This window comes from Streptomyces sp. NPDC093546, assembly GCF_044765045.1.
Lineage (GTDB): Bacteria > Actinomycetota > Actinomycetes > Streptomycetales > Streptomycetaceae > Streptomyces.
The window spans coordinates 1-26,179 of the sequence record NZ_JBIWJG010000014.1 but is presented as its reverse complement, the minus strand read 5'-3'; the positions used below and the strand labels follow the sequence as shown (position 1 = coordinate 26,179).

23 protein-coding genes and 1 pseudogene are annotated in these 26,179 nt (G+C 71.2%); 15 read left to right on the top strand and 9 right to left on the bottom strand.

From position 1 onward, the window contains the following. Positions 1 to 346: 346 nt before the first annotated feature. From ACIRNI_RS26135 to ACIRNI_RS26120, 4 genes are all read left to right on the top strand, one after another. Positions 347 to 1,195 (top strand): IclR family transcriptional regulator, encoded by an 849-nt coding sequence (locus ACIRNI_RS26135; RefSeq protein ID WP_403554867.1) that lies wholly within the window; start codon positions 347 to 349, stop codon positions 1,193 to 1,195. A 270-nt stretch (positions 1,196 to 1,465) separates the two neighbouring features. Further along, on the top strand, positions 1,466 to 2,530 hold the full coding sequence (locus ACIRNI_RS26130) for a Rieske 2Fe-2S domain-containing protein (protein ID WP_403554865.1): 1,065 nt from the start codon (positions 1,466 to 1,468) through the stop codon (positions 2,528 to 2,530). Next, complete coding sequence (locus tag ACIRNI_RS26125) at positions 2,527 to 2,754, top strand: hypothetical protein (protein WP_403554863.1); 228 nt, start codon at positions 2,527 to 2,529, stop codon at positions 2,752 to 2,754. Before ACIRNI_RS26130 ends, ACIRNI_RS26125 begins: the two co-directional genes overlap by 4 nt. A 30-nt stretch (positions 2,755 to 2,784) precedes the next feature. After that, positions 2,785 to 3,756 carry a PDR/VanB family oxidoreductase gene (locus ACIRNI_RS26120; protein WP_403554861.1) on the top strand — a complete coding sequence of 324 codons (972 nt, stop codon included), beginning with the start codon at positions 2,785 to 2,787 and terminating at the stop codon, positions 3,754 to 3,756. 24 nt (positions 3,757 to 3,780) lie between these two features. Here the strand turns inward: ACIRNI_RS26120 and ACIRNI_RS26115 are convergent, their stop codons facing one another. Then, positions 3,781 to 4,404 carry a TetR/AcrR family transcriptional regulator gene (locus ACIRNI_RS26115; protein WP_403554859.1) on the bottom strand — a complete coding sequence of 208 codons (624 nt, stop codon included), beginning with the start codon at positions 4,402 to 4,404 and terminating at the stop codon, positions 3,781 to 3,783. A gap of 256 nt (positions 4,405 to 4,660) precedes the next feature. On the opposite strand from ACIRNI_RS26115, the gene ACIRNI_RS26110 reads away from it, so the two are divergent. Next, positions 4,661 to 6,130, top strand: coding sequence for an MFS transporter (locus ACIRNI_RS26110; RefSeq protein ID WP_403554857.1), 1,470 nt, complete (start codon positions 4,661 to 4,663; stop codon positions 6,128 to 6,130). 101 nt (positions 6,131 to 6,231) lie between these two features. On the opposite strand, the gene ACIRNI_RS26105 is transcribed toward ACIRNI_RS26110, so the two are convergent. The 3 genes from ACIRNI_RS26105 to ACIRNI_RS26095 all read right to left on the bottom strand — a co-directional run bounded on the left by ACIRNI_RS26105 (position 6,232) and on the right by ACIRNI_RS26095 (position 11,845). Beyond that, positions 6,232 to 7,488: a family 1 glycosylhydrolase gene (locus tag ACIRNI_RS26105; protein ID WP_403554855.1), complete on the bottom strand. Its 1,257-nt coding sequence runs from the start codon at positions 7,486 to 7,488 to the stop codon at positions 6,232 to 6,234. Positions 7,489 to 7,551: 63 nt separating this feature from the next. Further along, positions 7,552 to 9,858, bottom strand: a complete 2,307-nt coding sequence (locus ACIRNI_RS26100) for a family 78 glycoside hydrolase catalytic domain (RefSeq protein ID WP_403554853.1) — start codon at positions 9,856 to 9,858, stop codon at positions 7,552 to 7,554. Between the two features lie 292 nt (positions 9,859 to 10,150). Further along, on the bottom strand, positions 10,151 to 11,845 hold the full coding sequence (locus ACIRNI_RS26095; RefSeq protein WP_403554851.1) for a protein kinase: 1,695 nt from the start codon (positions 11,843 to 11,845) through the stop codon (positions 10,151 to 10,153). A 295-nt stretch (positions 11,846 to 12,140) separates the two neighbouring features. Here ACIRNI_RS26095 and ACIRNI_RS26090 point away from each other — a divergent pair, with 295 nt between their 5' ends. The 8 genes from ACIRNI_RS26090 (at position 12,141) to ACIRNI_RS26055 (ending at position 19,500) form a co-directional block, all read left to right on the top strand. Continuing rightward, a complete protein-coding gene (locus ACIRNI_RS26090) occupies positions 12,141 to 12,938 on the top strand; it encodes a YqcI/YcgG family protein (RefSeq protein WP_403554849.1) in 798 nt (265 codons plus the stop codon). Between the two features lie 3 nt (positions 12,939 to 12,941). Next, positions 12,942 to 13,763, top strand: a complete 822-nt coding sequence (locus ACIRNI_RS26085; RefSeq protein ID WP_403554847.1) for an arginase family protein — start codon at positions 12,942 to 12,944, stop codon at positions 13,761 to 13,763. Positions 13,764 to 13,818: 55 nt separating this feature from the next. Further along, positions 13,819 to 14,778: a cysteine synthase A gene (gene cysK, locus ACIRNI_RS26080; RefSeq protein WP_403554846.1), complete on the top strand. Its 960-nt coding sequence runs from the start codon at positions 13,819 to 13,821 to the stop codon at positions 14,776 to 14,778. Between the two features lie 11 nt (positions 14,779 to 14,789). After that, the gene (locus ACIRNI_RS26075) at positions 14,790 to 15,908 is read left to right on the top strand and encodes a homoserine O-acetyltransferase (RefSeq protein ID WP_403554845.1); all 1,119 of its coding nucleotides are present in this window, start codon (positions 14,790 to 14,792) and stop codon (positions 15,906 to 15,908) included. Positions 15,909 to 15,924: 16 nt separating this feature from the next. Further along, positions 15,925 to 16,671, top strand: coding sequence for an SDR family oxidoreductase (locus ACIRNI_RS26070; protein ID WP_403554844.1), 747 nt, complete (start codon positions 15,925 to 15,927; stop codon positions 16,669 to 16,671). Positions 16,672 to 16,697: 26 nt separating this feature from the next. Then, complete coding sequence (locus ACIRNI_RS26065; protein ID WP_403554842.1) at positions 16,698 to 17,624, top strand: RimK family alpha-L-glutamate ligase; 927 nt, start codon at positions 16,698 to 16,700, stop codon at positions 17,622 to 17,624. A gap of 2 nt (positions 17,625 to 17,626) precedes the next feature. After that, positions 17,627 to 18,577, top strand: a complete 951-nt coding sequence (locus ACIRNI_RS26060; protein ID WP_403554840.1) for a DMT family transporter — start codon at positions 17,627 to 17,629, stop codon at positions 18,575 to 18,577. Positions 18,578 to 18,765: 188 nt separating this feature from the next. Next, positions 18,766 to 19,500 carry a LuxR C-terminal-related transcriptional regulator gene (locus ACIRNI_RS26055; RefSeq protein ID WP_403554838.1) on the top strand — a complete coding sequence of 245 codons (735 nt, stop codon included), beginning with the start codon at positions 18,766 to 18,768 and terminating at the stop codon, positions 19,498 to 19,500. A 63-nt stretch (positions 19,501 to 19,563) separates the two neighbouring features. Here ACIRNI_RS26055 and ACIRNI_RS26050 read toward each other — a convergent pair whose 3' ends face one another. Next, positions 19,564 to 20,367 (bottom strand): UbiA family prenyltransferase, encoded by an 804-nt coding sequence (locus ACIRNI_RS26050; RefSeq protein ID WP_403554836.1) that lies wholly within the window; start codon positions 20,365 to 20,367, stop codon positions 19,564 to 19,566. A gap of 345 nt (positions 20,368 to 20,712) precedes the next feature. After that, the gene (locus ACIRNI_RS26045; RefSeq protein WP_403554834.1) at positions 20,713 to 21,357 is read right to left on the bottom strand and encodes a ScbR family autoregulator-binding transcription factor; all 645 of its coding nucleotides are present in this window, start codon (positions 21,355 to 21,357) and stop codon (positions 20,713 to 20,715) included. A 163-nt stretch (positions 21,358 to 21,520) separates the two neighbouring features. On the opposite strand from ACIRNI_RS26045, the gene ACIRNI_RS26040 reads away from it, so the two are divergent. Both ACIRNI_RS26040 and ACIRNI_RS26035 read left to right on the top strand, forming a co-directional pair. Then, positions 21,521 to 22,447, top strand: a complete 927-nt coding sequence (locus ACIRNI_RS26040) for a ScbA/BarX family gamma-butyrolactone biosynthesis protein (RefSeq protein ID WP_403555126.1) — start codon at positions 21,521 to 21,523, stop codon at positions 22,445 to 22,447. A 21-nt stretch (positions 22,448 to 22,468) separates the two neighbouring features. Beyond that, complete coding sequence (locus ACIRNI_RS26035; RefSeq protein ID WP_403554832.1) at positions 22,469 to 23,314, top strand: SDR family oxidoreductase; 846 nt, start codon at positions 22,469 to 22,471, stop codon at positions 23,312 to 23,314. 107 nt (positions 23,315 to 23,421) lie between these two features. Here the strand turns inward: ACIRNI_RS26035 and ACIRNI_RS26030 are convergent, their stop codons facing one another. From ACIRNI_RS26030 to ACIRNI_RS26020, 3 genes and pseudogenes are all read right to left on the bottom strand, one after another. Beyond that, positions 23,422 to 24,228 carry a sensor histidine kinase gene (locus ACIRNI_RS26030; RefSeq protein ID WP_403554830.1) on the bottom strand — a complete coding sequence of 269 codons (807 nt, stop codon included), beginning with the start codon at positions 24,226 to 24,228 and terminating at the stop codon, positions 23,422 to 23,424. An 84-nt stretch (positions 24,229 to 24,312) separates the two neighbouring features. Next, on the bottom strand, positions 24,313 to 25,341 hold the full coding sequence (locus ACIRNI_RS26025) for a 2-oxoacid:ferredoxin oxidoreductase subunit beta (protein ID WP_403554828.1): 1,029 nt from the start codon (positions 25,339 to 25,341) through the stop codon (positions 24,313 to 24,315). Further along, a pseudogene (locus ACIRNI_RS26020) lies at positions 25,331 to 26,179 on the bottom strand (2-oxoglutarate ferredoxin oxidoreductase subunit alpha); the annotation flags it as partial. The gene ACIRNI_RS26025 and the pseudogene ACIRNI_RS26020, both read right to left, overlap by 11 nt.

Genomic DNA, 26,179 nt, shown 5'->3' with positions numbered 1-26,179 from the left:
GTGTGCCCAATCTGTACGTATGTGGGGGGCGCCCGCGAGGAACGGGCCGCTCAACCAGTTGCCACAGAGCCGGGAATGGTTGCCGTCCCGTCGAAACAGGTGCGTCCAGCCGCCGCCCCCGGGCACGAACGGAAGAAATCACCGCTCCGGCACAGTGGAACCACCGCACCGCATGACGGCAGGAGCGCTTCCACCGCCGAGCATCGACGACGCCACGCAGCCCGCCCGCCTTGTCGACAATCCGTCCTCCCTGGCGCGAGGGCGTCTCGACGTGGCCGCCACCTTCCTTGCACACTGGCCGCGACGGCCGACCGGAGCGCACGGTCGGGAAACCAGTGAGGACGTCTTGGCAGACTCGCTCGTACATGAGCCGCAGCACGGCGATGAGGAGCCTTCACCGGCGGCGGACGAAGCAGGCGCCCCGACGGCCCGCCGTCGCAGGTCCGAGTCGGGCACCGGGCCTGTGCTCGGCCGCGCCCTGCAGATCCTCGGCGCGTTCAGCGCGAACTGCCCGGAGATGACGTTGAGCGAGCTGTCGCGGCGGTCCGGGCTGCCGGTGTCGACCGTGCACCGGATGCTCGGCGAGCTCATCGCCTGGGGCGCGCTGGAGCGCGGTGACAAAGGGTGCTACCGCGTCGGCCTGCGGTTGTGGGAAGTCGCCTCCCTCGCGCCGCGCGGTCACGGCCTGCGCGAGCGGGCCCTGCCGTACCTGGAGGACCTCTCCCGGATCACCCGCGAGAACGTTCAACTCGCGGTGCGCGAGGGTACGGAGGTCGTCTTCGTCGAGCGCATCGCGGGATCCGGTGCGGTGCCGGTGCTGACACGTGTGGGCGGGCGCTTCGCCCTCACGGCCACGGGCGTCGGGCTGGTACTGCTCGCGCACGCCCCCACCGAGGTGCAGGAGCAGGCGCTTGCCGGCCCTATCGAACGCTTCACGCCGGGCACGGTCACCGATCCGCGCGAGCTGCGGCGCATGCTGGCCGAGGTACGGACCCGTGGCTACGCGGTCAGCGACCGTCAGGTCACGATGGACGCCCTGTCGGTCGCCGCCCCGGTACACGGCGCCGGCGGTGCGGTGATCGCCGCGATCTCCCTGGTGGTACACCACGGCAGCACCTCCGCGCACGCGCTGGCCCGGCTCGTCTGTACCAGCGCCCGGGCGATCTCCCGCGCCATGGTCACGCCGCAGGCCTGAGCTGCGCCGTCCTGCACCCCGGGCGATGAGGTTCCCGGCATCCGGAAAGACCCCTGGTGACCCGAGGGCGACGACCGCACGATGGTCCGCACCGTTGACGCCCGGTCCCGGTCCACCGGGTCCGCACCCCGCCCGGCGGGCTGAGGGCGTCGACGGCCACCACGCAGTACACAACGGGGTGCTGCGCGGCCCTCCTCCTGCTGCGTCCCGCCGCCGCGGATCCGGCCACCGGTACCGCGCGCTGAGCACCCCATACCAAAGGAAACGATCATGACTGCTTTCGTACGCGATCAGTGGTACGTCGCCGCCTACGGGCGCGAGGTCGGGCGCGAGCTGCTCGGACGCACCGTACTGGGCGAACCGATCCTGCTGTACCGCACCGAGGACGGCCGGGCGGTGGCGATGTCCGAGCGCTGTGTGCACCGGCGCTTCCCGCTCTCACAGGCGCCCAGCCGGCTGGACGGTGACCGGGTGGTGTGCGGCTACCACGGCTTCACCTACGGCACCGACGGCGGCTGCACCTTCGTGCCCGGCCAGCAGCGCATCCCGCGCACCGCGCGCCTGAAGACGTACCCGGTGGTCGAGCAGGACTCCTTCGTGTGGGTGTGGATCGGCGACCGCGAGCCCGGGGGCACCCTGCCGCCTCGCGCTCCGTGGATGGACTCGCCCGACTACACCGTCGTCTCGGGCATGGAACCGATCGACGCCGACTACGGTCTGCTCGTCGACAACCTCATGGACCTCTCCCATGAGACGTATCTGCACGGCGGCTACATCGGCACTCCCGAGGTGGCCGAGACGCCCATCACCACCGAGGTCGACGACACAGCCGGCATCGTCCGCGTCAGCCGCCACATGGACGACGCGGAGTGCCCGCCGTTCTACGCCAAGTCGACGGGCATCGAGGGCCGGATCACCCGCTGGCAGGACATCGAGTACCACGCGCCCGGCCTCTACCTGCTCCACTCGCGCGTCGCGCCCCTCGGCGCTCCCGGGCCGCACCCGGACGGCAGCGACCCGCACGCCTTCCACGTGGAGGTCGTCTACGGCATCACCCCGTCGACGGAGAAGACGGTGTACGACTTCTGGGCGGTGGCCCGCGACTTCGCGCTCGACGACCAGGGCGTCACCGAGTTCCTGCGCGGCAGCAACCACACGGTGGTCATGCAGGACGTTGTGGCCCTCAACGTGCTGCAGAGGTCTCTGGACACGGAGAAGCCCGGTTACCAGGAGCTGAGCATCAACATCGACACCGGCGGACTCGCCGCCCGCCGCCTCCTCGCCCGCCTGGCCCAGGAGGGCGCCGCGACGCGGGCCCGGGCGGACGCGCGGTGACCCCGCTCCACCCACCCGGCCTCTCCGGCCAGAACGTCAACCGCGTCCACTGGGTCCTCGGCACCGACCTGCTGCTGGCCGTCTGCCACTGCGATGCGCAGCGGGAGTTCGAGGACCCGGTCGAGTTGTGGGACTGGCTGCTCCGCCATCCCGAGGACCACCACCCCAGCCCTGTTCCGCAGTCCGCTCCCGCCCCCAAGCCTCGGCCCGCGAACCCGGCCTGAAGCCGGTCCCGGTCCGGAAAGTGAACCACCATGACCCTCACGAGACCCCAACGCACCATCGCCGAACTCGAGCTGACCCTGCTGCGCAAGGAGCCCCTGGCCGAGGGCGTCGTCCGGCTCAGCCTGGCCCACCCCTCCGGTGAGCGGCTGCCCGCCTGGGAGCCCGGCTCCCACATCGACCTGGTGCTGGGCCCGGACCTGGTACGGCAGTACTCGCTGTGCGGCGACCCGCGGGACACCTCCCTCCTCCACGTGGCCGTGCTGCGCGAGCCGCGGAGCCGGGGCGGCTCCCTCTACGTGCACGACACGCTGGCCGAGGGCGACACGGTCCGGGTGGGCGGCCCCCGCAACCACTTCCCCCTGGTCGACTCCCCCCGCTACCTGTTCATCGCCGGCGGCATCGGCATCACCCCGTTCCTGCCGATGATCGCCACTGCCGAGCGGCGGGGGGCCGACTGGCGGCTGGTGTACGGCGGACGCAGCCTCGCCACCATGGCCTACGCCGGGCAACTCGCCAGGGACCACCCCCACCGCGTGGAACTGTGCCCCCAGGACGAGACCGGCCTTCTCGACCTGGACGGGCTGCTCGGCAGCCCCGCCCCCGGCACCCTCGTCTACTGCTGCGGTCCCGAGCCCCTGCTCGACGCGGTGGAGCGGCGATGTGCCACCTGGCCGAAGGGCGCACTGCACATCGAGCGGTTCACGCCGAAGTCGCGGGAGGACGCCGCCTCTTCGGCCTCTTTCGAGGTGGAACTCTCCAGGAGCGGCATGACGGTGACCGTCCCACCGGACAAGACCGTCCTCCAGGCGGTCGAGGAGGTCGGCGTGCAGGTTCTGTCCTCGTGCCAGGAGGGCACCTGCGGCACCTGCGAGACGACGGTCCTCGACGGGGCGGTGGACCACCGCGACTCACTGCTCACCCCTGCTGAGCAGGCACGCAACGACACGATGTTCATCTGCGTCTCGCGCGCCGCCTGCCCGCGCCTCGTCCTGGACCTGTGAGCGGTCACGGTGTCTCTCCGGGTGCTACAGCCCCTCGCCATCGGCCGAGATGTGGCGCATCAGGCGGTCCAGGTGCGAGCGCATCACGGAGATCAGGTCGAAGGAACGCCCGCTGGCCAGCCATTGGATCCGCAGCCCGGCGTCGAGCGCCGCGCACTCCCGGGCGATGCTCTCGGGATCCAGGCCCGCTTTGAGTTCACCCGACACGGTGCCGGCGTGCAGGCGGTCCGCGAGTTCCCGCACACCCTTCTCCTGCCACCGGGAGAAGAAGTCGTGCGCGGGGTGGTCGGGGGCGGTGGCCTCGGCGCCCACCACGACGGCGAGCTCGAGGATTCCCGGCATCGTGAGGATTTCGGCGGTGTCGTCCAGGTGGCAGCGAAAGGCGTCCCGTACCGAGTCGGACACGCGTACCCACTGCTCGTCGAGCCGTTCGTGCCAGTGCTGCACGACAGCCAGCAGGAGTTGCTGTTTGTCGCGGAAGTGATGCAGCAGCCCGGCGTCGGTGATCCCGGCGTCCTGGGCGATGCGGGCGAGTGAGGTCTTGCGGTAGCCGTCCTGGCCGAAGCGCAGCAGCGCGGCCTCGAGGATCTGGTGGCGTCTGGCCTGCCCTGTCGCGTAGCCGCCGCGCGGCCCCCGTGGTGTCCCCATACGGACAACCGTACCGAGTGTCGTCGCTGGTCATCACGGGAGTGCTGCCGCCGCACGGAGAGGCCGCCCCGCCGACGCGCTGCGATGTGACGTGCGCCACTCTCTCAATGCCTAGCGTGCACTAAGTATTGGCTCCATCATCATCCGGAAGCGAGGGAACGTTTCGAGCCTGTGGCCGAGAGATGAGCTCTGGTAACGGCATGCCCTTCCTCGCACGACCCCGGCCTCCCCCCTGTTCGCGAAAGGAGGCGGCTTCATGACACCCACGTCTGCAAGCCCCTCGCTCGACGCAGCACCGTCCCAAGACACCGCGAGATGGACGCCGCGACTGGTCGCCGTACTCGTTGCGCTCATCTGGCCGACCCAGCTCCTGGCCGCCGCCGGCATCCTGGGTGCCAACGCCACCGCCAGCGTGGCGCAGAGCTTCCACACCACCCACGTGGCCTGGTTCGGTCTGACCGTCGTCCTCGTCTCGACGCTGCTGACGCCGTTCGTGATGAAGCTGGGCGACCGGTACGGCAAGAAGCGGCTCATGCTCGTGATGACCGCCTTGGGGGTCGTGGGAGACGTCATCGCCGCGATGGCGGGCAGCTTCTGGCTGCTGCTGGCCGGACGGGCCATCGCCGGCTGCTACGGCCCGTTCGCCGCCCTGTCCTTCCCGGCCGTGCGGGACATCTTCCCCGCCCGGTTGGTGAAGCCGGCCAGCGCCGTCCTGGGCAGCAGCGTCGGCCTGGTGGCCCTGACCGCGCCGTTCCTGGCCGGCCGGCTGGTCGACGGCTGGGGCTACGAAGGCGTGATGTGGTTCCTCGCCGCGGCTTCCGCCGTCGGCTTCGCGCTGATCGCCTTCCTGGTGCCGCAGACCCCACCGCACGACCGCCGGCCCGGCTTCGACTGGCTCGGCGGCCTGGTCCTCGGCGGAGGTCTGACCGCGGTCGTCTACGCGGTCGGCCAGGGGCAGAGCTGGGGGTGGGCCGATGCCAAGACACTCGGCTGGCTCACCGCCGGCCTGGCCGCACTGGTCGTCTTCCTCTTCGTGGAACGCTCCAGCGCCCACCCGATCCTGGACCTGAAGGTGCTCAGGCGCCGCCCGGTCGCCCTGGTCCTCGTCACCGGAGGGCTCGCACAGTCCGTCGCCTACACCATGCCCGGCATGGCGATCCTGCTGGCCCTCTACCCGCACATACCCGGCGTCTCCGCCGGGCTCGGATGGACCGCGCAGCACAACGCCGTCGTCAGCCTGACCTGGAACGCAGTGATGTTCGGGTCCGGCCTCGTCGCCAGCCGCCTCCTGCGCAGGATCGATCCCCGCCTGCTCTGGTGGACGGGGCTGGCCCTCATGGCGGTCGGCTACGGCCTGGTGGGCTTCTTCCACGCCGACGAGACCCAGCTCATCCTCACCTCGTGCCTGGCCAACCTCGGCGCCGGTCTCGTCGTCGCGGGAGCACCGGTGCTGGTCGTCGGTGTGGTCTCCAAGGACGAGCAGGGGCTGGGCAGCGGCATGCTGAACATGCTCATCAACTTCTTCGGCGCCATCGTCACCGCCCTCTCGTTCGCCGCTCTCGCCACACACAGCACCGTCGTGGACGGCACCGCCTTCTACCAGGACGGCGGCTACGCCTGGCTCTTCTGGACCGGAGCGCTGCTCACCGTGCTGACGCTGGCGATCTCCCTGTTCATCCCGCCCCTGCGGGACCCCGCGGAGACCGACGCCGCCCCCGTCGTCTGAACGCACCCGGTACAAAGCCCACCAGGACCTCTGCGGCGTGCAGAGGTCCTGGTGGGCGCAAGCCGTGCGTGGCCTACTGGCTGTGGGCTGTCCGGAGCGGGTCAGGCCCTGCCGTCGGCGGGCGTACCCCGGTAGCTCCGCACGACGTCCGCGTACGCCTTCGCGCTCGGCTTCGGACGGCGCTGGAACGTTTCGCGGTCGACCTCGTGAAGCCCGAGCTGGGCCCCGTACCCGAAGATCCACTCGAAGTTGTCCATGAGCGTCCAGTGGCAGTAGCCGAGGACGGGCGTGCCCGCGCCGACCTCGGCCGCGAGCCCGTGGATCGCGGCGGGAACGAATGCGGCGCGCTGTGTGTCGTCCGAGGTCTGGATGCCGTGCTCGGTCACGAGGACCGGCACGCCCGCCACCTCGTGGGCGTAGCGCACGGCGCCGGCGAGGGACTCGGGCGCGATGGCCGTGCCCATGCCGTTGAGCTCGCCGTCGGCCGTCACCTCGCCGTCGGGGCCGTGCACGATGCGCTCGTAGTTCTGTACGCCGATGAAGTCGTCGTTGCGGGCCTCGTGCAGCCAGTGCTCGTAGACCGCGGCGCGCTTGGCGTCCCTGCGTTCCTCGCCACCGGGTAGCGCCACCTCGTCGGCGATGGCGATGGAGACGCCGACGGGCAGGTCGCCCCGGCGGGCCTTGATCGCGTCGCGGGCGGCGCGGTGGGCGCGGGTGAACGCGGCCTGGAACTCGTCCTGCCGGTGGGCGGGGATGACGTTCGCGCTGGCGTAGGTGTCGCTGCCGGCGGCGCGTGCGGCGGCCGCGAGCATCTGCGTCTTGAGCGTCTCCGCCTCGGCCGGGAGCTTCGCGCCCGCCTGGAGCAGCTGCTCCAGGTTGGGTTCGTTGAGGGTGACGGCGTACGCGATGCGGTCGCCGAAGCGCGCCATGACCCGGTCGCACTGCTCGGCGAACCGTACCGGGGCGTCGGCGGCGGTCCAGGAACCGGCCGCCGCGAACCAGTGCGGTGCGGTGAAGTGGCTGAACGTCACCAGGGGCGCCAGACCACGTTCGAGGCAGCCGTCGACCTTGCGCTCGTAGTGGTCGAGGGCCTCGGCGGAGACGACACCGGGCTCGGGTTCGACGCGGGCCCACTCGACGGAGAAGCGGAAGGCGTTGAGTCCGAGTCCGGCGGCCAGGTCGAGGTCCGTCTCCCACTGCTGGTAACCCCGGCACGCCGGCCCGCTCGGCTCACGGAACAGCGAGGGCGTCGTGTGCTCCAGGAACCAGGTGTCACTGGCGCTGTTGTGGCCCTCGTTCTGATGCCCCGCGGTGGCGACGCCCCACAGGAAGGTGTCGGGCAGGTTGGTGTGTGTCATGTGTGCTCCTTGCACTGAGCCGGTGGTCCGGCGAGCGGGTCGGCCTGAGCGATTCCGCGGGCGTCACCGTGCGGTTGCGGGAAACGGGGGCCGGAAGGTGTGCCGGCCGGGTCCGATCTCCATGGGCTCCGTGCCCGGCAGCTCGACCAGTGCGGTGACGTCCGGCGGTACGAGGAGGTCGACGTGGAGCGTGCCGCCCTCGCGACGCCATCCGATCTCGGCGCGGCCGTACGGCGTGTCGTGCTCGGCCCGGGCCCAGGTGAGGCCCCCTCCGGGACGGGGACGGACCAGCAGCCGCCGGTAGCCCGGCTCGGCGGGGGCCAGTCCGGCGACGGTGCGGTGGATCCAGTCGGCGACCGCGCCGAGCGCGTAGTGGTTGAAGGAGGTCATCTCGCCGGGGTTGACGCTGCCGTCGGGGAGCATGCTGTCCCAGCGTTCCCATACGGTGGTGGCGCCCATGTCGACCTGGTGGAGCCACGAGGGGGAGGCCCGTTGGGTCAGCAGCCGGTAGGCGGTGTCCACGTGCCCGGTGTCGGTCAGCGCGTCGCACACCAGGGGCGTGCCGAGGAAGCCGGTGCCGATGCGGTGCCCGCGTTCGGCCACCAGGCCGGCCAGCCGGCGTCCGGCCTCCGCGCGGTCGGCGTCGTCCTCCAGCAGCCGGAAGCACAGGGCGAGGGCGTAGGCGGTCTGAGTCTCCTCCGTCAGACGCCCACCTCCGGCGTGGAAACGGGAGTTGAAGGCGTCGCGGACCGCGTCGGCCAGGGCGTGGTAGCGCGCGGAGTCGTCCTTGTTCCCCAAGACCCCGGCGGTGCGGGCCAGGAGCCGAGCGGAGTGGGCGAAGTACGCCGTGGCGACCAGGGTGGACGCCGTCATCGCGCGGCCGGGATCGTCCGCCGGGGCGGTCGGGTCGAGCCAGTCGCCGAACTGGAACCCCTCACCCCAGATGCGGGCCGGCCCGGCGATCCGGTCGACGGCGTCGACCCAGGCACGCATCGAGGGGTACTGGGTGCGCAGCACCTCGGTGTCGCCGTAGCGCTCGTGCAGCACCCAGGGGACGATGACGGCCGCGTCACACCAGCCGGCCATCGGCGGGTTGCCGGCCGGCATGGGTACCGGCGTGATCACCGGGATGTCGGGGCTGAACACCGGGGGTACGCGGCGCTCGTCGTCGCCCTGGTCGGCGGCGAGATCGCGCAGCCAGGAGCGCAGGAAGTCACGGACGTCGTAGAGGAAGGCGGCGGTGGGAGCGAAGACCTGGACGTCGCCGGTCCAGCCGAGGCGCTCGTCGCGTTGCGGGCAGTCGGTGGGTACGTCGACGAAGTTGCCGCGCATCCCCCACACCACGTTCTCGTGCAGGCGGTTCAGGGAGTCGTCCGAGCAGGAGAACCAGCCGGTGCGGCGCAGGTCGCTGTGGAGCACGACGGCCGTGATGTCGGCGGGGTCGAGCTCGCCGGGCCAGCCATCGACCTCGGCGTAGCGGAAGCCGTGGAAGGTGAAGCGGGGTTCCCACTCCTCGCCCGCCGGGTCGCCGCGCAGGACGTAGCGGTCGGTGGCCGTGGCGTGCCGCAGCGGACGGGTGCAGAGGTCGCCGTCCTGCAGCACCTCGGCATGGCGGAGGGTGACCGTGCGGCCGGCTTCGCCGCGGACGCGGATACGCAGCCGCCCGACGAGGTTCTGACCGAAGTCGAGGATGGTCCGGCTCGTGGGTGAGGTGGTCACGGAGACGGGTGCGAGGTGCTGGATGCGCCGCACCGGGGGGCTGTCGGCCGGGAAGAGGACGGTGGTGTCGAAGTCCAGGATCTCCACCGGCTGCCACGCCGAGTCGTCGAAGCAGGGTTCGCTGAAGCCGGCTTGCTCGCGGCGGGCGTCGTACTCCTCGCCCTCGTACAGACCGGCGGTGAGTACGGGTCCGGGGCTCCAGCGCCAGCCGTCTCCGGTACCGACGGTGTCGGCGGAGCCGTCGGCGTACTCCACGCGCAGTTCGGCGAGGAGTCCGGTGTGCTCACCGTAGATGTCCCGGGTGCCGCCGTTGAATCCGAGCAGGCCCCGGTACCAGCCGTCGGCCAGGTGGGCACCCCAGGCGTTGCGGCCCTCCCGGACCAGGGCCGTGACGTCGAAGGACTGGTAGCGGTGGCGATGGCGGTAGCTCGTCCAGCCGGGGGCCAGGACGTGGTCGCCCACCACGGTTCCGTTGAGCTCCAGCTCGTAGACGCCGAGGGCGGTGACGAGGAGTCGCGCCGATCGCACCGCTGCCCGCGTGGTGAACTCGCCACGCAGCAGGGCGGCGGGGCGGGCGCCGCCCTCGGTGGGGGCGGGTCCGGAGGGGCGGGGGCTGACGACGCGTGCGGTCGGGGTCCAGTGGGGGGACATGGCGGCCATCATGCGGCTAATACCTAGTGAAAGCTAGGCATTCGGAAGTGTGGCGTGCGTCACGGAGGCAGGTGCGGCGGCGCGAGGGTGCGTTCATGACGGTGTGGAGGCCCCGCCGGGCCGCAGTCGGGCTGCTTTCCGGCGCGGTGGCGACACCGCGACGCTCGTCCGCCTCGATGCCGACCGGACGGCGGCTCGGCCCCGGCGGGGCGGGCGACGATGGTCCACACCGCCCGCGCCATCGGCGGCAGCGCCTGCGCCCTCACCGGGGGCCGTGATCAACCTGGCGGGCTCAATCCGTCTGGAATGACGACCAGTCGGTGATCGGGCGTGGTTCTTGGAGGCGTCCCCTGGCGGAGGTGCCGGCGGCGACCTCGATCAGGATGTACTGGTCGCCGGAGAACGCCCAGTAGCGGTCGTCGTGACCGGGGACCGGTAGGGCGGCGTCGATCCGCCGGGTGAAGGCGGGCAGGTCGCCGAAGGACTTCTTCCAGCTCGCCAGGGTGCCTGGTCCGCTGATCCTGCGGGCTTCGGCCGGGCTGTCGCCGGTCTCGATCAGTACGTACCGGTCGCCCGAGAACACCCAGAAGCGATTCTCGGTCCCCGGAACCGCCATCACCGCATCGATGCGGCTGCCGGAGCCGGTCAGGTCGCCGACGCTGTCGGCCCAGTCGGTGATCGGGCGTGGTTCTTGGAGGCGTCCCCTGGCGGAGGTGCCGGCGGCGACCTCGATCAGGATGTACTGGTCGCCGGAGAACGCCCAGTAGCGGTCGTCGTGACCGGGGACCGGTAGGGCGGCGTCGATCCGCCGGGTGAAGGCGGGCAGGTCGCCGAAGGACTTCTTCCAGCTCGCCAGGGTGCCTGGTCCGCTGATCCTGCGGGCTTCGGCCGGGCTGTCGCCGGTCTCGATCAGTACGTACCGGTCGCCCGAGAACACCCAGAAGCGATTCTCGGTCCCCGGAACCGCCATCACCGCATCGATCTGCCGCGCAGCGGATTTCGGCTCGGTGTGAGCTGTGGGGGTGCGCGGGTCGTCGGTGGACCAGTAGATGCCGGCTCCCACGCCGCCCAGTATGAGCACCCCGGCCAGCACGGCCGTTTTCCACGGCTTGGCGCGGCGGCGCCGGGTAGCGCCGGGAGGGAGCCTGCGGGTAGGGCTCGGCGGCCGGGTGCTTCGAGCGATGACTGATTGTAGGGAACGGGTGACCGCGGCGGCGGTCGGCCGTCGATCCGGGTCCTTGCGGAGCAGTTCCTCGATCACGTCGCGCAGTTCGCCTGCGCTCGGCGCGATCTCCGGTTCCTCGTAGACGACCGCGTGCATGACCGCGGTCGGTTCCGGGCGGGTGAAGGGAGGGGTTCCCGTGGCCAGCGCGCAGAGCGTCGCGCCCAGGGAGAACAGGTCGCTGGGAGGTCCGGCCGGGAGTCCTCGCATCCTTTCGGGTGCCATGAACTCGACGGATCCGACGACGCCACCCGTCGTGGTGTGCCCCCCTTCGGCGAGCGCGGCGATCCCGAAGTCGGTGAGCACCGCACTGCCGTCCGACCGCAGCAGCACGTTGGCCGGCTTCACGTCCCGGTGCAGCGCTCCGGTGGCGTGCACGGCTTCCAGTGCGGAAAGTATCTGAAGCCCTACGCGGGCGACATCGGCTGTCGGCGGCGGGCCCCCGGCCTTGAGGTGATCGGCCAGCGAGCCTCCTGGGACGAGTTCCATCACGATCCACAGTCGGCCCTCGAACTCGACCAGGTCGTAGATGTCGATCACGTTGGGGTGGGCGACGCGGGCGATGGCGCGAGCCTCCGTCAGCGCCCGGCGCATCCGCGCCCGGTGCTCGTCGCCGTGGGCCACGACATGCAGCTCCTTCACGGCGACGGCACGTTGCAGCAAGTGGTCCCAGGCACCCCATACCGTGCCCATCCCGCCGCTGCCCAGTCGCTCGGTCAGCACATACCGCTCGGCGACGACCTTCTGCCCGTTGCTGTTGCTCACGAGATCACAACCTACAACCCGTGTGAACACCCGTTCGCAGGTCAGGCGGTGCGGGCCACCGACGCCCGCGGCCACCTCTCCGGGGATGCGACCTGACCGAGGGCTAAGTCGAGCTCAACTCCGGTTACACCATCTGATCCGGTCATCGCGAAGGAAAAAGCAGGGCCCGTACAACCATGGTTGTACGGGCCCTACTTCGTTCCTCAACCCTTCGTTTCAATGTGTTGTGACGCCCCGATTCCGCAGGTCACCATGGTCATCGCCACAGCCCGTAACCGCAGAAACGGATGGCTAGGTGCACACGTCGCAGCAACCCACAGCAATTGTTTCCCAGGCGCAGACAAGTGAATTCGAAGACGGCTGGCAGCGCACTGCAGTCGAGGAGATTGCGGCGCGGCTCGCCGATCCGGACTTTCCTTGCGTCTTCTCGCGGAACGCCTTCCGCAAGCAGCTCCTGAGATTCGTCTTCGTGGCGGACGGCGGGAGCGACGGCATCCGGCATCTGGCGGCGGCCCTGACGGAGTACGTCGAGGAGGCGGGACGCTGGGACGGTCAACTGGACACCGCGTATCCGCTGGTCGTGGTGTTCTCGCCGGGCGCCGTGGAGGCGGACTCGGTCGAGGGCCACCACGCCTTCGGCTGGCACGTGCTGCAGGAACTGCACCGTGTCGATCCCGCGCCATGGCCCGTCGGCGTCGCACGGCATCCCGACGCCGAGACGTGGTCCATGTGCTTCAACGGAATGCCGCTGTTCTGCAATATGAGCAACCCCGCACACCGGGTTCGCCGCAGCCGGAACCTCGGCGGTTCCTTCGTGCTCGTCATCAATCCGCGCGAGCGGTTCGATGTCTTCGCCGGAGAAACTCCGAGCGGCCGGAAAGTCCGCGCCAACATCCGCAAGCGCATACACCGTTACGACGGTGTCCAGCACTCGCCGCAATTGGGTTCCTACGGCGTCGGCGCTCTCGAATGGCGCCAGTACGGCCTGATCGAGGAGAACACCGGGCGAACCGACACCTGCCCCTTCCGACCCCGTGACACCCACGACACCCACGACACCGACGACACCGACGAAACGCAGAGGAATTCCTGACTCATGATCGAGCTCATCGTCTCCCAGGGCCGGGTGGCCGACCGGAAGCCCCGCATGATCGAGGGCGCCGCCCGCCTCGCGCGCGCCGTGGAGGAGCGGTACGGACTCACCGGCCGGTGGATCGGCGAGCCCGCCCCGGCCGCGAACGACGACTGGAGCGTCAGCCTTCCGCAGGCCGAGGGGCAGTTGACCGCACTGGGCCGGGCGGTCGGCGAGAGCATCCGCGGCGGCCACCGGACGGTCCTCGTCTCCAACACCTGCCCGGCGAGCATCGGCACGCTGCCGGTCGTGGCCAGGGAGCTCCCGGACGCGGTCGTGCTCTACATCGACGGGCACGGCGACTTCAACACACCGGACACGACCGGCACCGGCTACCTGGGCGGGATGGTCCTCGCCGCCGCGTGCGGCCTGTGGGACAGCGGCCACGGCGGCGGGCTGCCCGCCTCGCAGGCGGTGCTGGTCGGCTCGCGGGACATCGACGAGGCCGAGGCGGAGCTCATCGCCCGGGCCGGGGTCCGGGTCATCCCGCCCGGGGAGACGACGGCGGAGAACATCCTGGACGCCATCGGCGACCGCCCCGTCTGGGTGCACATCGACTGGGACGTGCTCGAACCGGGCCATGTGCCGGCCGACTACACCGTCCCCGACGGCCTGCTCCCGGAGCAGATCCGGACCGTCTTCGACACGATCCCGGCGGACCGGCTGCTCGGGGTCGAACTGGCCGAGTTCGACGCCTCCTCGGACGAGGCGCAGAACGAGCGGGCCGTGGCCGTGATCCTCGACATGATCGCGCCCGTCTTCGAGAACGTCTTCGCCGGTCGGTAGGCGTCAGCCGGTAGGCCCGCTCCTCTCTCCCCACCAGCCCGTCAAGGAGATCCCCATGCCCCTCTTCGACAGCATCCTCGACACCGTCGGCCGCACCCCGATCGTCAGACTGAACCGGCTCGGCCCCGCACACACCACGGTCTACGTGAAGGTCGAGGCGTTCAACCCCGGCGGCTCGGTCAAGGACCGGCTCGCGCTCTCCGTGGTCCTCGACGCCGAGGCCAAGGGGCTGCTGAAGCCCGGCGACACGATCGTCGAGTGCACCTCCGGAAACGTCGGCATCGCCCTGGCGATGGTGGCCGCGGCGCGCGGCTACCACTTCGTCGCCGTCATGGGCGACACGTACTCGCAGGAGCGGCGCAAGCTCATCCGGGCGTACGGCGGCAAGGTGATCCTCTTCCCCGGCGAGCTGGGCAGCAGCGGCGGCAACCGCATCGCCGACGAACTGGCCGAGAAGCACGGCTGGTTCCGTGCCCACCAGTTCGACAACCCGGCCAACCCCGCCTACCACCGGGAGACCACGGCGTCGGAGATCCTCGCCGACTTCGCGGGCAAGCGGCTGGACTACTTCGTCACCGGGTTCGGCACCAGCGGCACCCTCACCGGCGTCGGGCAGATGCTGAAAACCGCCCGCCCCGGGGTCCGGATCGTCGCCGCCGAGCCGGAGAACGCGGCCATCCTGGGCAAGAAGGAGTGGAACGTCCACCGGATCCAGGGCTGGTCCCCCAACTTCGTGCCCGGCGTGCTCGACGACAGCGTCATCGACGAACTGGTCACCATCGACGAGACGGTGGGCCGTGACACCGCGCGCCGGCTCGCCGCGGAGGAGGGCATCTTCGCCGGCATCTCCGCCGGCGCCACCCTGGCGACCGCACTCCGTGTCGCGCAGACCGCGCCCGAGGGTTCGGTGCTGCTCGCCATGCTGCCGGACACCGGCGAGCGCTACCTGTCCACGTTCCTCATGGAGGGCGTCAACGAGGGCTCGGACGACGAGTGGCTCGCGTCGCTGGGCTGAAGGGAACTGACGTGAAGAGGGAATTCGTTCCCCCGGCTGCCCGATTCGCCGCTCTTCCCGACCCGTTCACCCTGCGGTGCGGCGGGACCCTCACCGGGGCGCGCGTGGCGTACGAGACCGTCGGACGGCTGAGGCCCGAACGCGACAACGCCGTCCTCGTCCTCACCGGCCTCTCGCCCGACAGCCATGTCGCCTCCCACCCGGCGGACCCCTCGCCGGGATGGTGGGAGGCCATGGTGGGGCCGGGCAAGCCGGTCGACACGGACCGCTGGTACGTGATCTGCCTGAACGCGCTCGGCAGCTGCAAGGGCTCGACCGGACCGGCCTCCACCGATCCCGCCACGGGCGAGCCGTACGGCCCCGACTTCCCGGAACTGTCGCTGGAGGACATCGCCGACGCGGCCGCCCACACCGTGCGGGCCCTGGGCATCGAGCGCCTCGCGTGCGTCATCGGCACCTCCATGGGCGGGATGACGGCGCTGTCCCTGCTGGCCCGGCACCCCGGCCTGGCCCGCACCCACCTGAACATCTGCGGGGCGGCGAACTCCCTGCCCTTCGCGACGGCGATCCGCTCCCTGCAACGCGAGGCGATCCGCTTCGACCCGCAGTGGAACGGCGGCCGCTACGACGCGCGCACCTACCCGCACCGCGGCATGCTCACGGCACGCAAGCTGGGCATGGCGACCTACCGTTCGGCCCGGGAGTGGGACAGCCGCTTCGGCCGCGCCCGCATCGCGGCGGAGCGCCGCACGGACGGCGAACGCTTCGGTCCGGAGTTCGAGGTCGAGGCCTACCTCGAATGCCACGCCCGGAAGTTCGCCGGCCGGTTCGACCCCAACAGCTATCTCCACCTCAGCCGCTGCATGGACCGTTTCGACCTCGGAGAGTCCTCCGGCTCCACGACCGCCGAGGCCCTGGCCCGGATACGGCTCGAGAAGGCGCTGGCCATCGGGGTGGAGACCGACATCCTCTTTCCGCTCCGACAGCAGCGGGAGATCGCCGACGGCCTCGGCGCCGGCGGCACGGACGCCGGGTTCCTGGCCCTGGATTCCGACGAAGGCCACGACGCCTTCCTCGTCGACATCGATCGCTTCGGCACGCCCGTCGCGAAGTTCCTCACCACGCTGTAGCACTACGGAGGTTCGTATGACCGACCCCTCGACCCGGCTGGCCCTCGTCACCGGCGCCAACCGCGGCATCGGCTTCGAGACGGCACGCCAACTCGCCGCCCGGGGCGTCCACGTGCTCCTCGCCGGGCGGGACCGCGAGGCGGTCGCCGCGGCGGCGAAGGAACTGCGCCGGACCACCGGGGCCGTGGAGCCGCTGGTCCTCGACGTGACCGACGCCGACGGCATCCGGGCCGCCGCCGCCGAGGTCGAGCGGTCGTACGGCCGGCTCGACATCCTCGTCAACAACGCCGCGATCCGTATCGAGGAGTACGGCAGGAAGCCGTCGGAGCAGCCGCTCGCGCAGTGGCGCCAGACCTTCGACACCAACCTGTTCGGCGTCGTGGAGGTGACCCGGGCGCTGCTGCCCCTCCTGCGCCGGTCACCGGCGGGACGCATCGTGAACATGTCCAGCCTGCTGGGCTCCGTCACCACGCACAGCGATCCCGACTCGTACGCCTACAGCGACATGTTCAAGTCGCTCCCCGCCTACAGCGCCTCCAAGAGCGCGGTCAACTCCTGGACCGTGCACCTCGCCTACGAGCTGCGCGACACCCCGATCAAGGTGAACGCCGTGCACCCCGGCTACACCCGGACCGGCCTGAACGACGGCGAGGGAGACCTCGACATCCCGGACGGCGCGCGGACGGGCGTGGCGATGGCCCTGCTCGGCGACGACGGCCCGACCGGCTCGTACACGCATCGCGGAGAAACCGTCCCCTGGTGATTCCGCCGACCAATGGAGTGATTTCGATGAGCAATCATGTGGCCCTGGCCACCGATTCGACCAGTCTTCCGATCGACTACGACATGCCGCTGCTGCTGGAGGCATGCCAGGCCGTCGGACTGCGGGCCGAGATATGCAGCTGGGAGGACCCGGACATCGACTGGGGGGTCTTCGACGCCGTGCTGCTGCGGTCCCCCTGGAGTTACGTCGAGCAACTCCCGCGCTTCCTGGAGTGGTGCGAGCGCGTCACCGCCGTGACGCACCTGCTCAACCCGCTACCCGTGGTGCGCTGGAACCTCGACAAGAGCTACCTGGGCGATCTGGACGCGGCCGGAGTACCGGTCGTGCCGAGCAGTTTCGTGGCACCCGAGGCCGACCCGGCCGACGCCCTGCGGGCCTTCCTCGCGCGGCACCCCGAGGCCGCCGAGTTCGTGGTGAAGCCGACCGTCGGCGCCTACTCGCGGGACGTGCAGCGGTTCTCCCGCGCGCAGGAGCCCGAGGCGGCGCGCCACATCGCCAAGCTGCTCCAGCAGGGCTGCGACGCGCTGATCCAGCCCTACCTGGACGCCGTCGACCGCGACGGCGAGACCGACCTGATCTACTTCGACGGCGCGTACAGCCACGCCATCCGCAAGCGGGCGCTGCTCCTGCCGGACGGCACCGTCGACGTCCCCACACAGGACGCCCGCACCGCGCGGGAGGCCGCCCCGGACGAGCGGGCGGTCGCCTCGGCCGCGCTGGAGGCGGTGGTGGCACGGCTCGAGCTGGGGCAGCCGCTGCTCTACGGCCGCGTCGACCTCATCCGCGACGGCGACGGCAGGCCCGTACTGCTCGAACTGGAAGTGTGCGAGCCGTCGCTGAGCATGCCCTTCGCGGAAGGCTCCGCGGCCCGGTTCGCGCAGGCCATCGCCGCCCGGCTGGACCACCTCTCCCGCGACCGGAAGAACGGATGACCATGGCAACGCAGCAGACCCCCACCATCCCCGCCCCGCCCGCGGGTTCCTCCGCCCCGGCGGCCGGAGCCGCGGCCCCGCCCCCCGCCTCGGTCGTACCGCGCGGCACCCTCTACGCCGCGCTCGGCGTGCTCAGCTTCTCCTTCAGCTTCCCCGGCACGGCGTGGGCCCTCGACGGATTCGGTCCGTGGAGCGCCATCGGCGTGCGCGGCGTACTCGCCGCCGTCATCGCGGCCGCCGCGCTGCTCGTGACGCGGGCGCCGCTGCCGACCCGTGCCGACTGGCCGGCGCTCGCCGTCGTGGCGGGCGGCTGCGCGATCGGCTTCCCGCTGCTCACCACGCTCGCCCTGCAGACCTCGTCCACGGCGAACTCGGCGATCGTCATCGGCGCGCTGCCGATGGCCACCGCGGCGTTCTCCGCGGTCCTCACCCGGCGGCGCCCCTCGAAGGTGTTCTGGGCGGCGGCCCTGACCGGCGGGGCGACCGTCATCGCCTTCACGCTCTCGCAGAGCCACGGCAAGCCGACGGTCGCCGATCTCTACCTCTTCGGCGCCCTCGTCGTGTGCGCCGCCGGGTACGCCTTCGGCGGGCGGCTCTCCGCCCACATGCCGGGATGGCGGGTCATCGCCTGGGGCGTGGTCCTCGCCGCCCCGGTGAACCTCCTCCTGTCGCTGTGGGCACTGCCGCACGAGCCGGTGCACTTCACGGCCAAGGCGCTGATCGGCATGGCGTACATCGCGGCCGTCTCCCAGTTCGGCGGATTCGTCGTCTGGTACAAGGGCATGGGGCTCATCGGGGTGGCCCGCGCGAGCCAACTCCAGCTGGCGCAGCCGCTGCTGACCCTCGTGTGGGCCGTGCTGCTGCTGGGCGAGGAGATCGGCGCGGCCGTGCCGCTGACCGCGGCCATCGTGCTCGCCTGCATCGTCGTCACCCAACGGGCCAGGACGTCCTGAGGCGACTAGTCACCGGTCCGGCAGCCCCAGCACCACGAAATCCGTGGCTCTGGGGCCGCCGGACTGCTGGTTTCTCACCCTGTGGACAGCCTTTTCCTCTGATACCGATGGTGCTACGTTTCTTCGCGATGATCATGCTGCGGGGCCAACCGGAACGGCCTGCGGCCCCGGAGAAGGGGAAGCGAGAGTTGAGTCGTCAGGCAGCCGCACAGCACCTCCGTACCGCCACAGCCGCGATCATCGAGGCGTACCGGACGGAGCTACGGCGGCTCGGCAGCCCGCTGGCGACCCGCGACGACGCCTGGCAGCAGTGCCGGTACCAGGCGCAGAACATCGTGGCCGAGTGCGCGCAGTCCCTGGAGACGGGCCGGCCGGCGGAGGCCACGGGGGTGGGGGAGTACTCCCGGCTCCTGGGGGCGCACCGCGTCACCCAGCAGATCCCGGTGTCCGAGTCGGTCCGGGCGGCCGAGGTGCTCTGGCAGGCGATGCAGGAGGCGACCACGGGGGCGGCGGCCCTCATGCCGGCCGGGGAACGGCACGCGGTCCAGCAGGAGATCAGCACCACGTTCCGCACGGTCACGGGAAGGCGCCTCTACCAGGGAATCCGCGGCTACGAGGAGGCCACCCGGCCAACCGCCCCGGTCCCGGCTGTCGCCCCCGCTCCGGTTTTTGCCGACGGTCCGCCGCGGCCGTCCGGGACGGGTCCACAGGCGGATCCGGACGCGCAGGCGCTGGAGTCGCTCACGCTGCGGGAGCGGGAGATCCTCACGGCCGTACGCGAAGGGTTGACGAACCGGCAGATCAGTCGGCGCTTCGAGATCACCGAGGCGACCGTCAAGCGCCATCTGCACAACGCGTACCGCAAGCTCGGCATCAACTCCCGGGTGCAGGCGCTGAACAAGACGTTCGGGGACAAGAGTTGACCGCGCCGCTGGAGCGGCGCGGTCGGGGTGATCAGGGTGGGCTCGCGGCGGTCGGCGTCCGGTTCACCCGAGGGGCTGCCCCAGGGCCAGGACGGCCAGCACGGCGAGGTTCGCGACGTACTGGGTGACCATGAAGGCCCGGTAGGCACCGCGCCGTTCCGCGCGGTCGGCGTGTTCACGACGGGCACCGTGCAGCATCCGGGCGACGACCCACACCGCCCCCAGCGCCACGGGCACCGCGGCCGCCAGGGCGGTCGGGGCCCACAGCAGCGCCAGTGCCGGCGCACCCGCGCCGACGGCGAGGGCGCCTGCCACCGCCAGGGCACGCGCGACCGCCGGACCGCGGACGACCGCGACGGTACGGCGGCCGCCGGCCGCGTCACCACGGACGTCGCCCAGGTCCTTGACCACGGCACCGACCAGCGCCATCCAGGCCGACATCACCCCGGCGACCAGCACGCCCGTCGCGGTCCACTCGCCGCCGGACGCCGCGACCCCCGTCCCGTACGCGGTCGCGCCCAGTCCGAAGACCACCACCGCGCACCGCCCGCTGGAGCACTTGGCCTTCACCGGTTCGGCCGAGTAGGCCCAGCTCAGCGCCAGGAAGCCGGCCGTCCAGAGCACCACCCGGGGCCCGGCCAGCCCCCCGAGGAGGAGGGCGGCGCAGGCCAGGAGCACGGTGCCGTTGGCCGCGGTCCGTGCGGGGAGGTCGCCACGGGCGATCGGGCGCCGGGAGCCGTTGGCCCGGTCCTCGCGGACGTCGGTGACACCATTGAGCAGATACGCGTAGACCACGGCACACCACAGGGACGCCATGCCGAGCGCGGGCCGCGCCAGGGCGTGCGGCAGCTGCGCCGCGGACGCCATCCCGACAGCGAACCGCAGGAGAAAGGCGACCTGGACGGTCGGACGGGCCTCCTGCACGCAGAGGCGAAGGGTTTCCACGGCTGAGTGCCAACGGAGATCCAGGACTCGAGCCGGCCTGGCGACGATCACTTGCCCACTGAGATTGATCACGGGCGCAACTCTAGGAATCGCCTCACAGGCCCGGCCATACAACCATCGGCGTACAGGGGGTGTACTCGCGGCGCGGCCAACGACCGCTCGGTCAGGGCACTTTGTGGCGGCGAGAGGGTGAAGGAGAGGGGGAGGTGGGGGGAGGGGCTCGTGCGTGTGAGGGGTGCGGGTCGTGCCCGCGTCGTAAAGGGTGGATCAGGCCTGGGTGGCGGCCAGTTCGGCCGTGATGCGCTCGGTGCGGCCGGCCGACAGGTCCAGGGCGGCGAGCACGGAGGGCACCGTCAGGCTGGGCAGGATGTGGCGCTGCATCGAGATGTAGCGCTCCTCCAGGTCCGCGTAGTCGCTGAGGGTCTGCGACACCACCTGGATGCCGGTGAAGGCGCCCATGATCAGCTCGGCCGCCTCCGCGGTGTTCACGTGCGGCAGCAGCTCGCCGTTCTCCTGGGCCTGGTTCAGCAGCCCCAGCAGCATCTCCCGCCACCGCAGGAACGGTCCTCGCCGGTCCAGGGTGTGCGCCTGCTGGTCCATGGAGAGGCGCACCCCGGCGCGGGTGAGCAGGTTGGTCCGCAGCCGGTGCGTGAACCAGAGGCCCATGTCGACCAGTTCCTGGAGCTTCAGGGGTTGCGGGGGGACCTGCTCGGGCGGCTCCTGCGCGTCGAACACGCCCAGCGCCAGCTCTTCCTTCGATTGGAAGTGGAAGTAGAGGGCGCCCTTGGTCACACCGGCCACCCTGAGAATTTCGGTGATGGTGGCCGCCTGGTAGCCCTCTCGTTCGAAGACGACCGCCGCCGCCTCCAGGATCGTCTGGCGGGTGCGGATCGCGCGATCCTGCTTGGCCACGCCTGCCTCCTCAGTCATCGATGTCGTCCGGTGGCCGCATCCGGTCGGGAACCGGTCACCCTAGAAAAAAAACCGCTCAGTCTGTATCTTATCAGTGCGCGCGCACCACAGACAGTTTGCCCGCCATGTGCCCCGGGGGGGACCCATGTACTCAGATGCCCTTTTGTCGGGTCTGGCCATAGCCACCCGTCCGCAAAGAAAAACCGGTCAACCGGTTCCCATCGAGCTCGTCCACCGGACCAGACCGGGGGACGCCTTCCCTCACCGATGGACCCGGACGGACGAGAACCGATTCTCGGTCACCGCACGACTGCCCCACGACCACCCGTTCTTCGCGCCCGTCCACGGAGACCGCCACGACCCGCTGCTCCTCATGGAGGCGATGCGGCAGGCCGCCATGCTCGTCTTCCACGCCGGGTACGGCGTCCCGGTCGGCCACCACTTCCTGATGTCCGGCCTGGACTACGCCTGCTACGCCGAGCACATGGCGGTCGGTGGGGAGCCGGCCGACGTGGAGATCGAGACCACCTGCTCCGACCTCGTGTGGCGCGGGGAGACCCTCGCCCGGGGACGGGTCGACTGGCTCGTCCGCCGCGACGGCCTCCTCATCGCCGCGGGCACCGGCCTGACCCGGTTCATCAGCCCGTCCGTCTACCAGCGGATGCGCGGCGCCCACGCCCAGCCCCGCCCCTGGCGCGCCACCACCAGGCCGCTGCCCGCCGCCCAGGCCGGCCGGACCCGCGCGGACGACGTCGTCCTGTCGCCCACGCCGCACCGCAACCTGTGGGAACTGCGCGTGGACACCGCCCACCGCACCCTCTTCCAGCGGCCCAAGGACCACGTGCCCGGCATGCTCCTGCTGGAGGCCGCCCGCCAGGCCGCCTGCGCCGCCACCACCGGCGCGCGGTTCGTCCCCACCGCCGGCGTCACCCGCTTCCACCAGTACGCCGAGTTCGACCGGCCCTGCTGGATCAGGGCCTCCGTCCTGCCGGACACCCTCCCCGGCACCCTCGCCGTCCGCGTCACCGGACAGCAGGACGCCCAGAGCGTCTTCACCGCCACCCTGTCCGGCCCCGCGCTCGCGCGCTGACCGCACCGCGGAAGGAGAGCCATGATCCTGGTGACGGGGGCGACGGGTCCGGTCGGCCGAGAGGTCGCCCGTCTCCTGTGCGGGAAACGGCCCCTGCGCCTCCTCGCGCGCGACCCGGTCCGGGTGCGCGTCACGGGGCCCGGCGTCGAGACCGTACGCGCCGACTACGCCGACCGGGCCTCCCTCGACGCAGCCCTGTGCGGCGTGGACGCCGCCCTCCTGGTGACCAACCGCGTCACCGAACCCGACGACGCCCGCTTCGTACGGGCCGCCCGCGACGCCGGCGTACGGCACGTGGTGAAACTGTCCATGCTCGCCGTCACCGAGCCCGCCGCCGACGACCTCATCACCCGCACCCAGTGCCGGAACGAGGACGTCATCCGCGAGTCCGGTATCGCCTGGACGTTCCTGCGTGCCCGTACCTTCATGTCCAACACGCTGTCCTGGGCGCCCGGCATCCGCACCGAGGGGGTCGTCCGCGCCCTGTACGGCACGTCCCGCGTGGCCTGCGTCGACCCGCGCGACATCGCGGCCGTCGCCGTCCGCGCCCTGACGGAACCGGGTCGGCACGAGGGCCGGGCGTACGGCCTGTCCGGACCCGAGGCCATCAGCGCGGCCGAGCAGACCGCCCAGCTCGCCCAGATCCTCGGACGGCCCCTGCGGTTCGAGGAGCTCACCCGGGGCGAGGCCGAGGAACAGCTGCTGCGCCGCCACCCGCGGCCCGTGGCGGAGGCGTTCCTCGCCAGCGCGGAGCGGCAGCGGGCCGGCGCCAAGGCCACCGTCCTGCCGACGGTGCGCCACCTCACCGGCCGTCCCGCCCGGACCTTCCGGGACTGGGCGGCCGACCACGCCGCCGCGTTCGCCTGACGGACCCGGCCGCGGGGTGGGCGCCCGGTCCCGGTGCCCGCCCACCCCTCCGACGACGAGGGCCCCGCCATCCCGCGCGGGGCCCTCGTCCCGTCGTACGCGCCTCGTCACGCGCGCTCGTCCCGCGGACGCAGCGGCAGGTGGACGCCGACCTGGGTGCCCTCGCCGGGCGTGCTCTCCACCGTGAGGCGGCCCCCCAGGTCCTCCACCCGGTCCGCCATCGACCGCAGGCCCGGCGCCCGGTGGCCCGCCGCCAGGACGGCCGCGGCGTCGAAGCCCGCCCCGTCGTCGACCACCCCCACGTGCGCCCAGCGCCGGGTGAAGCGGAGCGTCACCGTCACCCGCCGGGCACCGGCGTGGCGCAGCGCGTTGTACAAGGCCTCGCGGGCCGCCAGGAACAGCTCCCTGCGGCACACGTCGGCCAACAGCCGCTCGTCGCCCGTCGCCCGGAACCGCACCTCCGCGCCACCGGTCCCGACCGTGTCCGCGAACTCCTCCAGCGCCTCGACCAGCGGCGGCAGCACGGTCTGCTCGTGCAGGCTCCCGGTGAGCCGCCGGGTGATGTCGATGGCCTGCTGAAGCGCCTCGCGGGCCAGCTCCAGGTGCGAGGACGCCGCCGGCTCCGCGGCGTGCATCTCGATCCGCCGGGCGGCGGCCGACAGGGCGGTGCCCAGCTCGTCGTGGACCGTACGGGCCAGCCTCCGCCGCTCCTGCCACACCTGGTCGCCCTGGTCCCGGGCCGAAGGCATCCCTTCCGGCCAGGCCGGGTCCTCGGGGGCCCCGCCCGTCCGCCGGGCCCGGCCGTAGGCCGAGCGGTGGAGACCTTCCTGGAGCGACCGGGCGAAGCCGTCGCCCACGACGGCTTCGAGCCAGGCGAGACCGTGCTGCTGGACGAGGGCGGTAGGGGCGCTCATCGGTCCTCCTCGGGCAAGAGGTGACAGGGACGGGGGTGGATCAGGGGGAAGTCACGACTGGTTAACAAACCGGTTACGCGGTTTTCAGGCTGGGGCCACTGTCCAGGTGTCGCCGCCGGCGAGGAGTGCGGCGAGGTCGCCCTTGCCCTTGCGTTCGATGGCGGTGTCGAGTTGGTCGGCCATCTGTGTGTCGTAGACGGGGCGGTCCACGCTGCGGAAGACGCCGATGGGGGTGTGGTGCAGTGTGTCGGGGTCGGCGAGGCGGGAGAGGGCGAAGGCGGTGGTGGGGCTGGGGTTGCGGGCGTCGTGGACGAGGACTTGTGCCTCGTTTTCGGGTGTGACGGTGACGACGGTGAGGTCGCCGGTGGTGGTGTCGCGTACGACGCCTTTGGTGTTGTCGGGGCCGAAGCGGATGAGTTGTCCGTGTTCGAGGCGGATGACGGCTTCTTCGGCCTGCTGCTTGTCTTTGAGGGCGTCGAAGGCGCCGTCGTTGAAGATGTTGCAGTTCTGGTAGATCTCGACGAGTGCGGTGCCGGGGTGGTCGGCGGCGGCGCGCAGGACGTCGGTGAGGTGTTTGCGGTCGGAGTCGACGGTGCGGGCGACGAAGGTGGCTTCTGCTCCGATGGCCAGGGAGACGGGGTTGAAGGGTGCGTCGAGTGAGCCCATGGGGGTGGACTTGGTGATCTTGCCGACTTCGGAGGTGGGGGAGTACTGGCCCTTGGTCAGTCCGTAGATCCGGTTGTTGAAGAGGAGGATCTTGAGGTTGACGTTGCGGCGCAGGGCGTGGATGAGGTGGTTGCCGCCGATGGAGAGGGCGTCGCCGTCGCCGGTGACGACCCAGACGGACAGATCGGGGCGGGAGGAGGCCAGTCCGGTGGCGATGGCGGGGGCGCGGCCGTGGATGGAGTGCATCCCGTAGGTGTTCATGTAGTACGGGAAGCGGGAGGAGCAGCCGATGCCGGAGACGAAGACGATGTTCTCCTTGGCCAGGCCGAGCTCGGGCATGAAGCCCTGGACGGCGGCGAGGATCGCGTAGTCACCGCAGCCGGGGCACCAGCGCACTTCCTGATCGGACTTGAAGTCCTTCGGGCGCAGGGCGAGTTCAGTTCTCATGGAGTGCCGCCTTCAGTGCGTCGGCGAGCTGTTCGGCCTTGAACGGCATGCCGTTGATCTGGGTGTGGCTGTGGGCGTCGACCAGGTAGCGGGCGCGGATGAGGGATGCGAGCTGCCCGAGGTTCATCTCCGGGATGACCACGTGCCGATAGCGGGCGAGGACGTCGCCGAGGTTCGTGGGGAAGGGGTTGAGGTGGCGCAGATGGGCCTGCGCGATGGTCCGCCCGTCCTTGCGCAGCCTCCGTACCGCCGCGGTGATCGGCCCGTACGTCGACCCCCACCCGAGCACGAGCGTGGTGGCGTCCGCGCCCGGGTCGTCGACCTCCAGGTCCGGGACGGTGATGCCGTCGATCTTGGCCTGGCGGGTGCGGACCATGAGGTCGTGGTTGGCGGGGTCGTAGGAGATGTTGCCCGTGCCGTCCTGCTTCTCGATGCCGCCGATCCGGTGCTCCAGACCCGGCGTGCCCGGCACCGCCCAGGGGCGGGCGAGGGTGTGGGGGTCGCGTTTGTAGGGCCAGAACACCTCGGTGCCGTCGTCCAGCGTGTGGTTCGGCCCGGAGGCGAACTGCACCCGCAGGTCCGGCAGCTCGTCCACCTCGGGGATGCGCCATGGTTCGGAGCCGTTGGCGAGGTAGCCGTCGGACAGCAGGAAGACCGGTGTGCGGTAGGTGAGCGCGATCCGGGCCGCCTCCAGGGCGGCGTCGAAGCAGTCCGCAGGAGTCCTGGGCGCCACGATCGGTACCGGGGCTTCGCCGTTGCGTCCGTACATCGCCTGGAGCAGGTCGGCCTGCTCGGTCTTGGTCGGCAGGCCGGTGGAGGGGCCGCCGCGCTGGATGTC

Excerpts from the sequence above, each read along its gene's own strand:
- ACIRNI_RS26130 (WP_403554865.1), top strand. The coding sequence starts at position 1,466 with ATGACTGCTTTCGTACGCGATCAGTGGTACGTCGCCGCCTACGGGCGC.
- ACIRNI_RS26120 (WP_403554861.1), top strand. The coding sequence starts at position 2,785 with ATGACCCTCACGAGACCCCAACGCACCATCGCCGAACTCGAGCTGACC.
- ACIRNI_RS26115 (WP_403554859.1), bottom strand. The coding sequence starts at position 4,404 with ATGGGGACACCACGGGGGCCGCGCGGCGGCTACGCGACAGGGCAGGCC.
- ACIRNI_RS26110 (WP_403554857.1), top strand. The coding sequence starts at position 4,661 with ATGACACCCACGTCTGCAAGCCCCTCGCTCGACGCAGCACCGTCCCAA.
- ACIRNI_RS26105 (WP_403554855.1), bottom strand. The coding sequence starts at position 7,488 with ATGACACACACCAACCTGCCCGACACCTTCCTGTGGGGCGTCGCCACC.
- ACIRNI_RS26100 (WP_403554853.1), bottom strand. The coding sequence starts at position 9,858 with ATGTCCCCCCACTGGACCCCGACCGCACGCGTCGTCAGCCCCCGCCCC.
- ACIRNI_RS26085 (WP_403554847.1), top strand. The coding sequence starts at position 12,942 with ATGATCGAGCTCATCGTCTCCCAGGGCCGGGTGGCCGACCGGAAGCCC.
- cysK (WP_403554846.1), top strand. The coding sequence starts at position 13,819 with ATGCCCCTCTTCGACAGCATCCTCGACACCGTCGGCCGCACCCCGATC.
- ACIRNI_RS26070 (WP_403554844.1), top strand. The coding sequence starts at position 15,925 with ATGACCGACCCCTCGACCCGGCTGGCCCTCGTCACCGGCGCCAACCGC.
- ACIRNI_RS26065 (WP_403554842.1), top strand. The coding sequence starts at position 16,698 with ATGAGCAATCATGTGGCCCTGGCCACCGATTCGACCAGTCTTCCGATC.
- ACIRNI_RS26060 (WP_403554840.1), top strand. The coding sequence starts at position 17,627 with ATGGCAACGCAGCAGACCCCCACCATCCCCGCCCCGCCCGCGGGTTCC.
- ACIRNI_RS26050 (WP_403554836.1), bottom strand. The coding sequence starts at position 20,367 with ATGGCGTCCGCGGCGCAGCTGCCGCACGCCCTGGCGCGGCCCGCGCTC.
- ACIRNI_RS26035 (WP_403554832.1), top strand. The coding sequence starts at position 22,469 with ATGATCCTGGTGACGGGGGCGACGGGTCCGGTCGGCCGAGAGGTCGCC.
- ACIRNI_RS26030 (WP_403554830.1), bottom strand. The coding sequence starts at position 24,228 with ATGAGCGCCCCTACCGCCCTCGTCCAGCAGCACGGTCTCGCCTGGCTC.
- ACIRNI_RS26025 (WP_403554828.1), bottom strand. The coding sequence starts at position 25,341 with ATGAGAACTGAACTCGCCCTGCGCCCGAAGGACTTCAAGTCCGATCAG.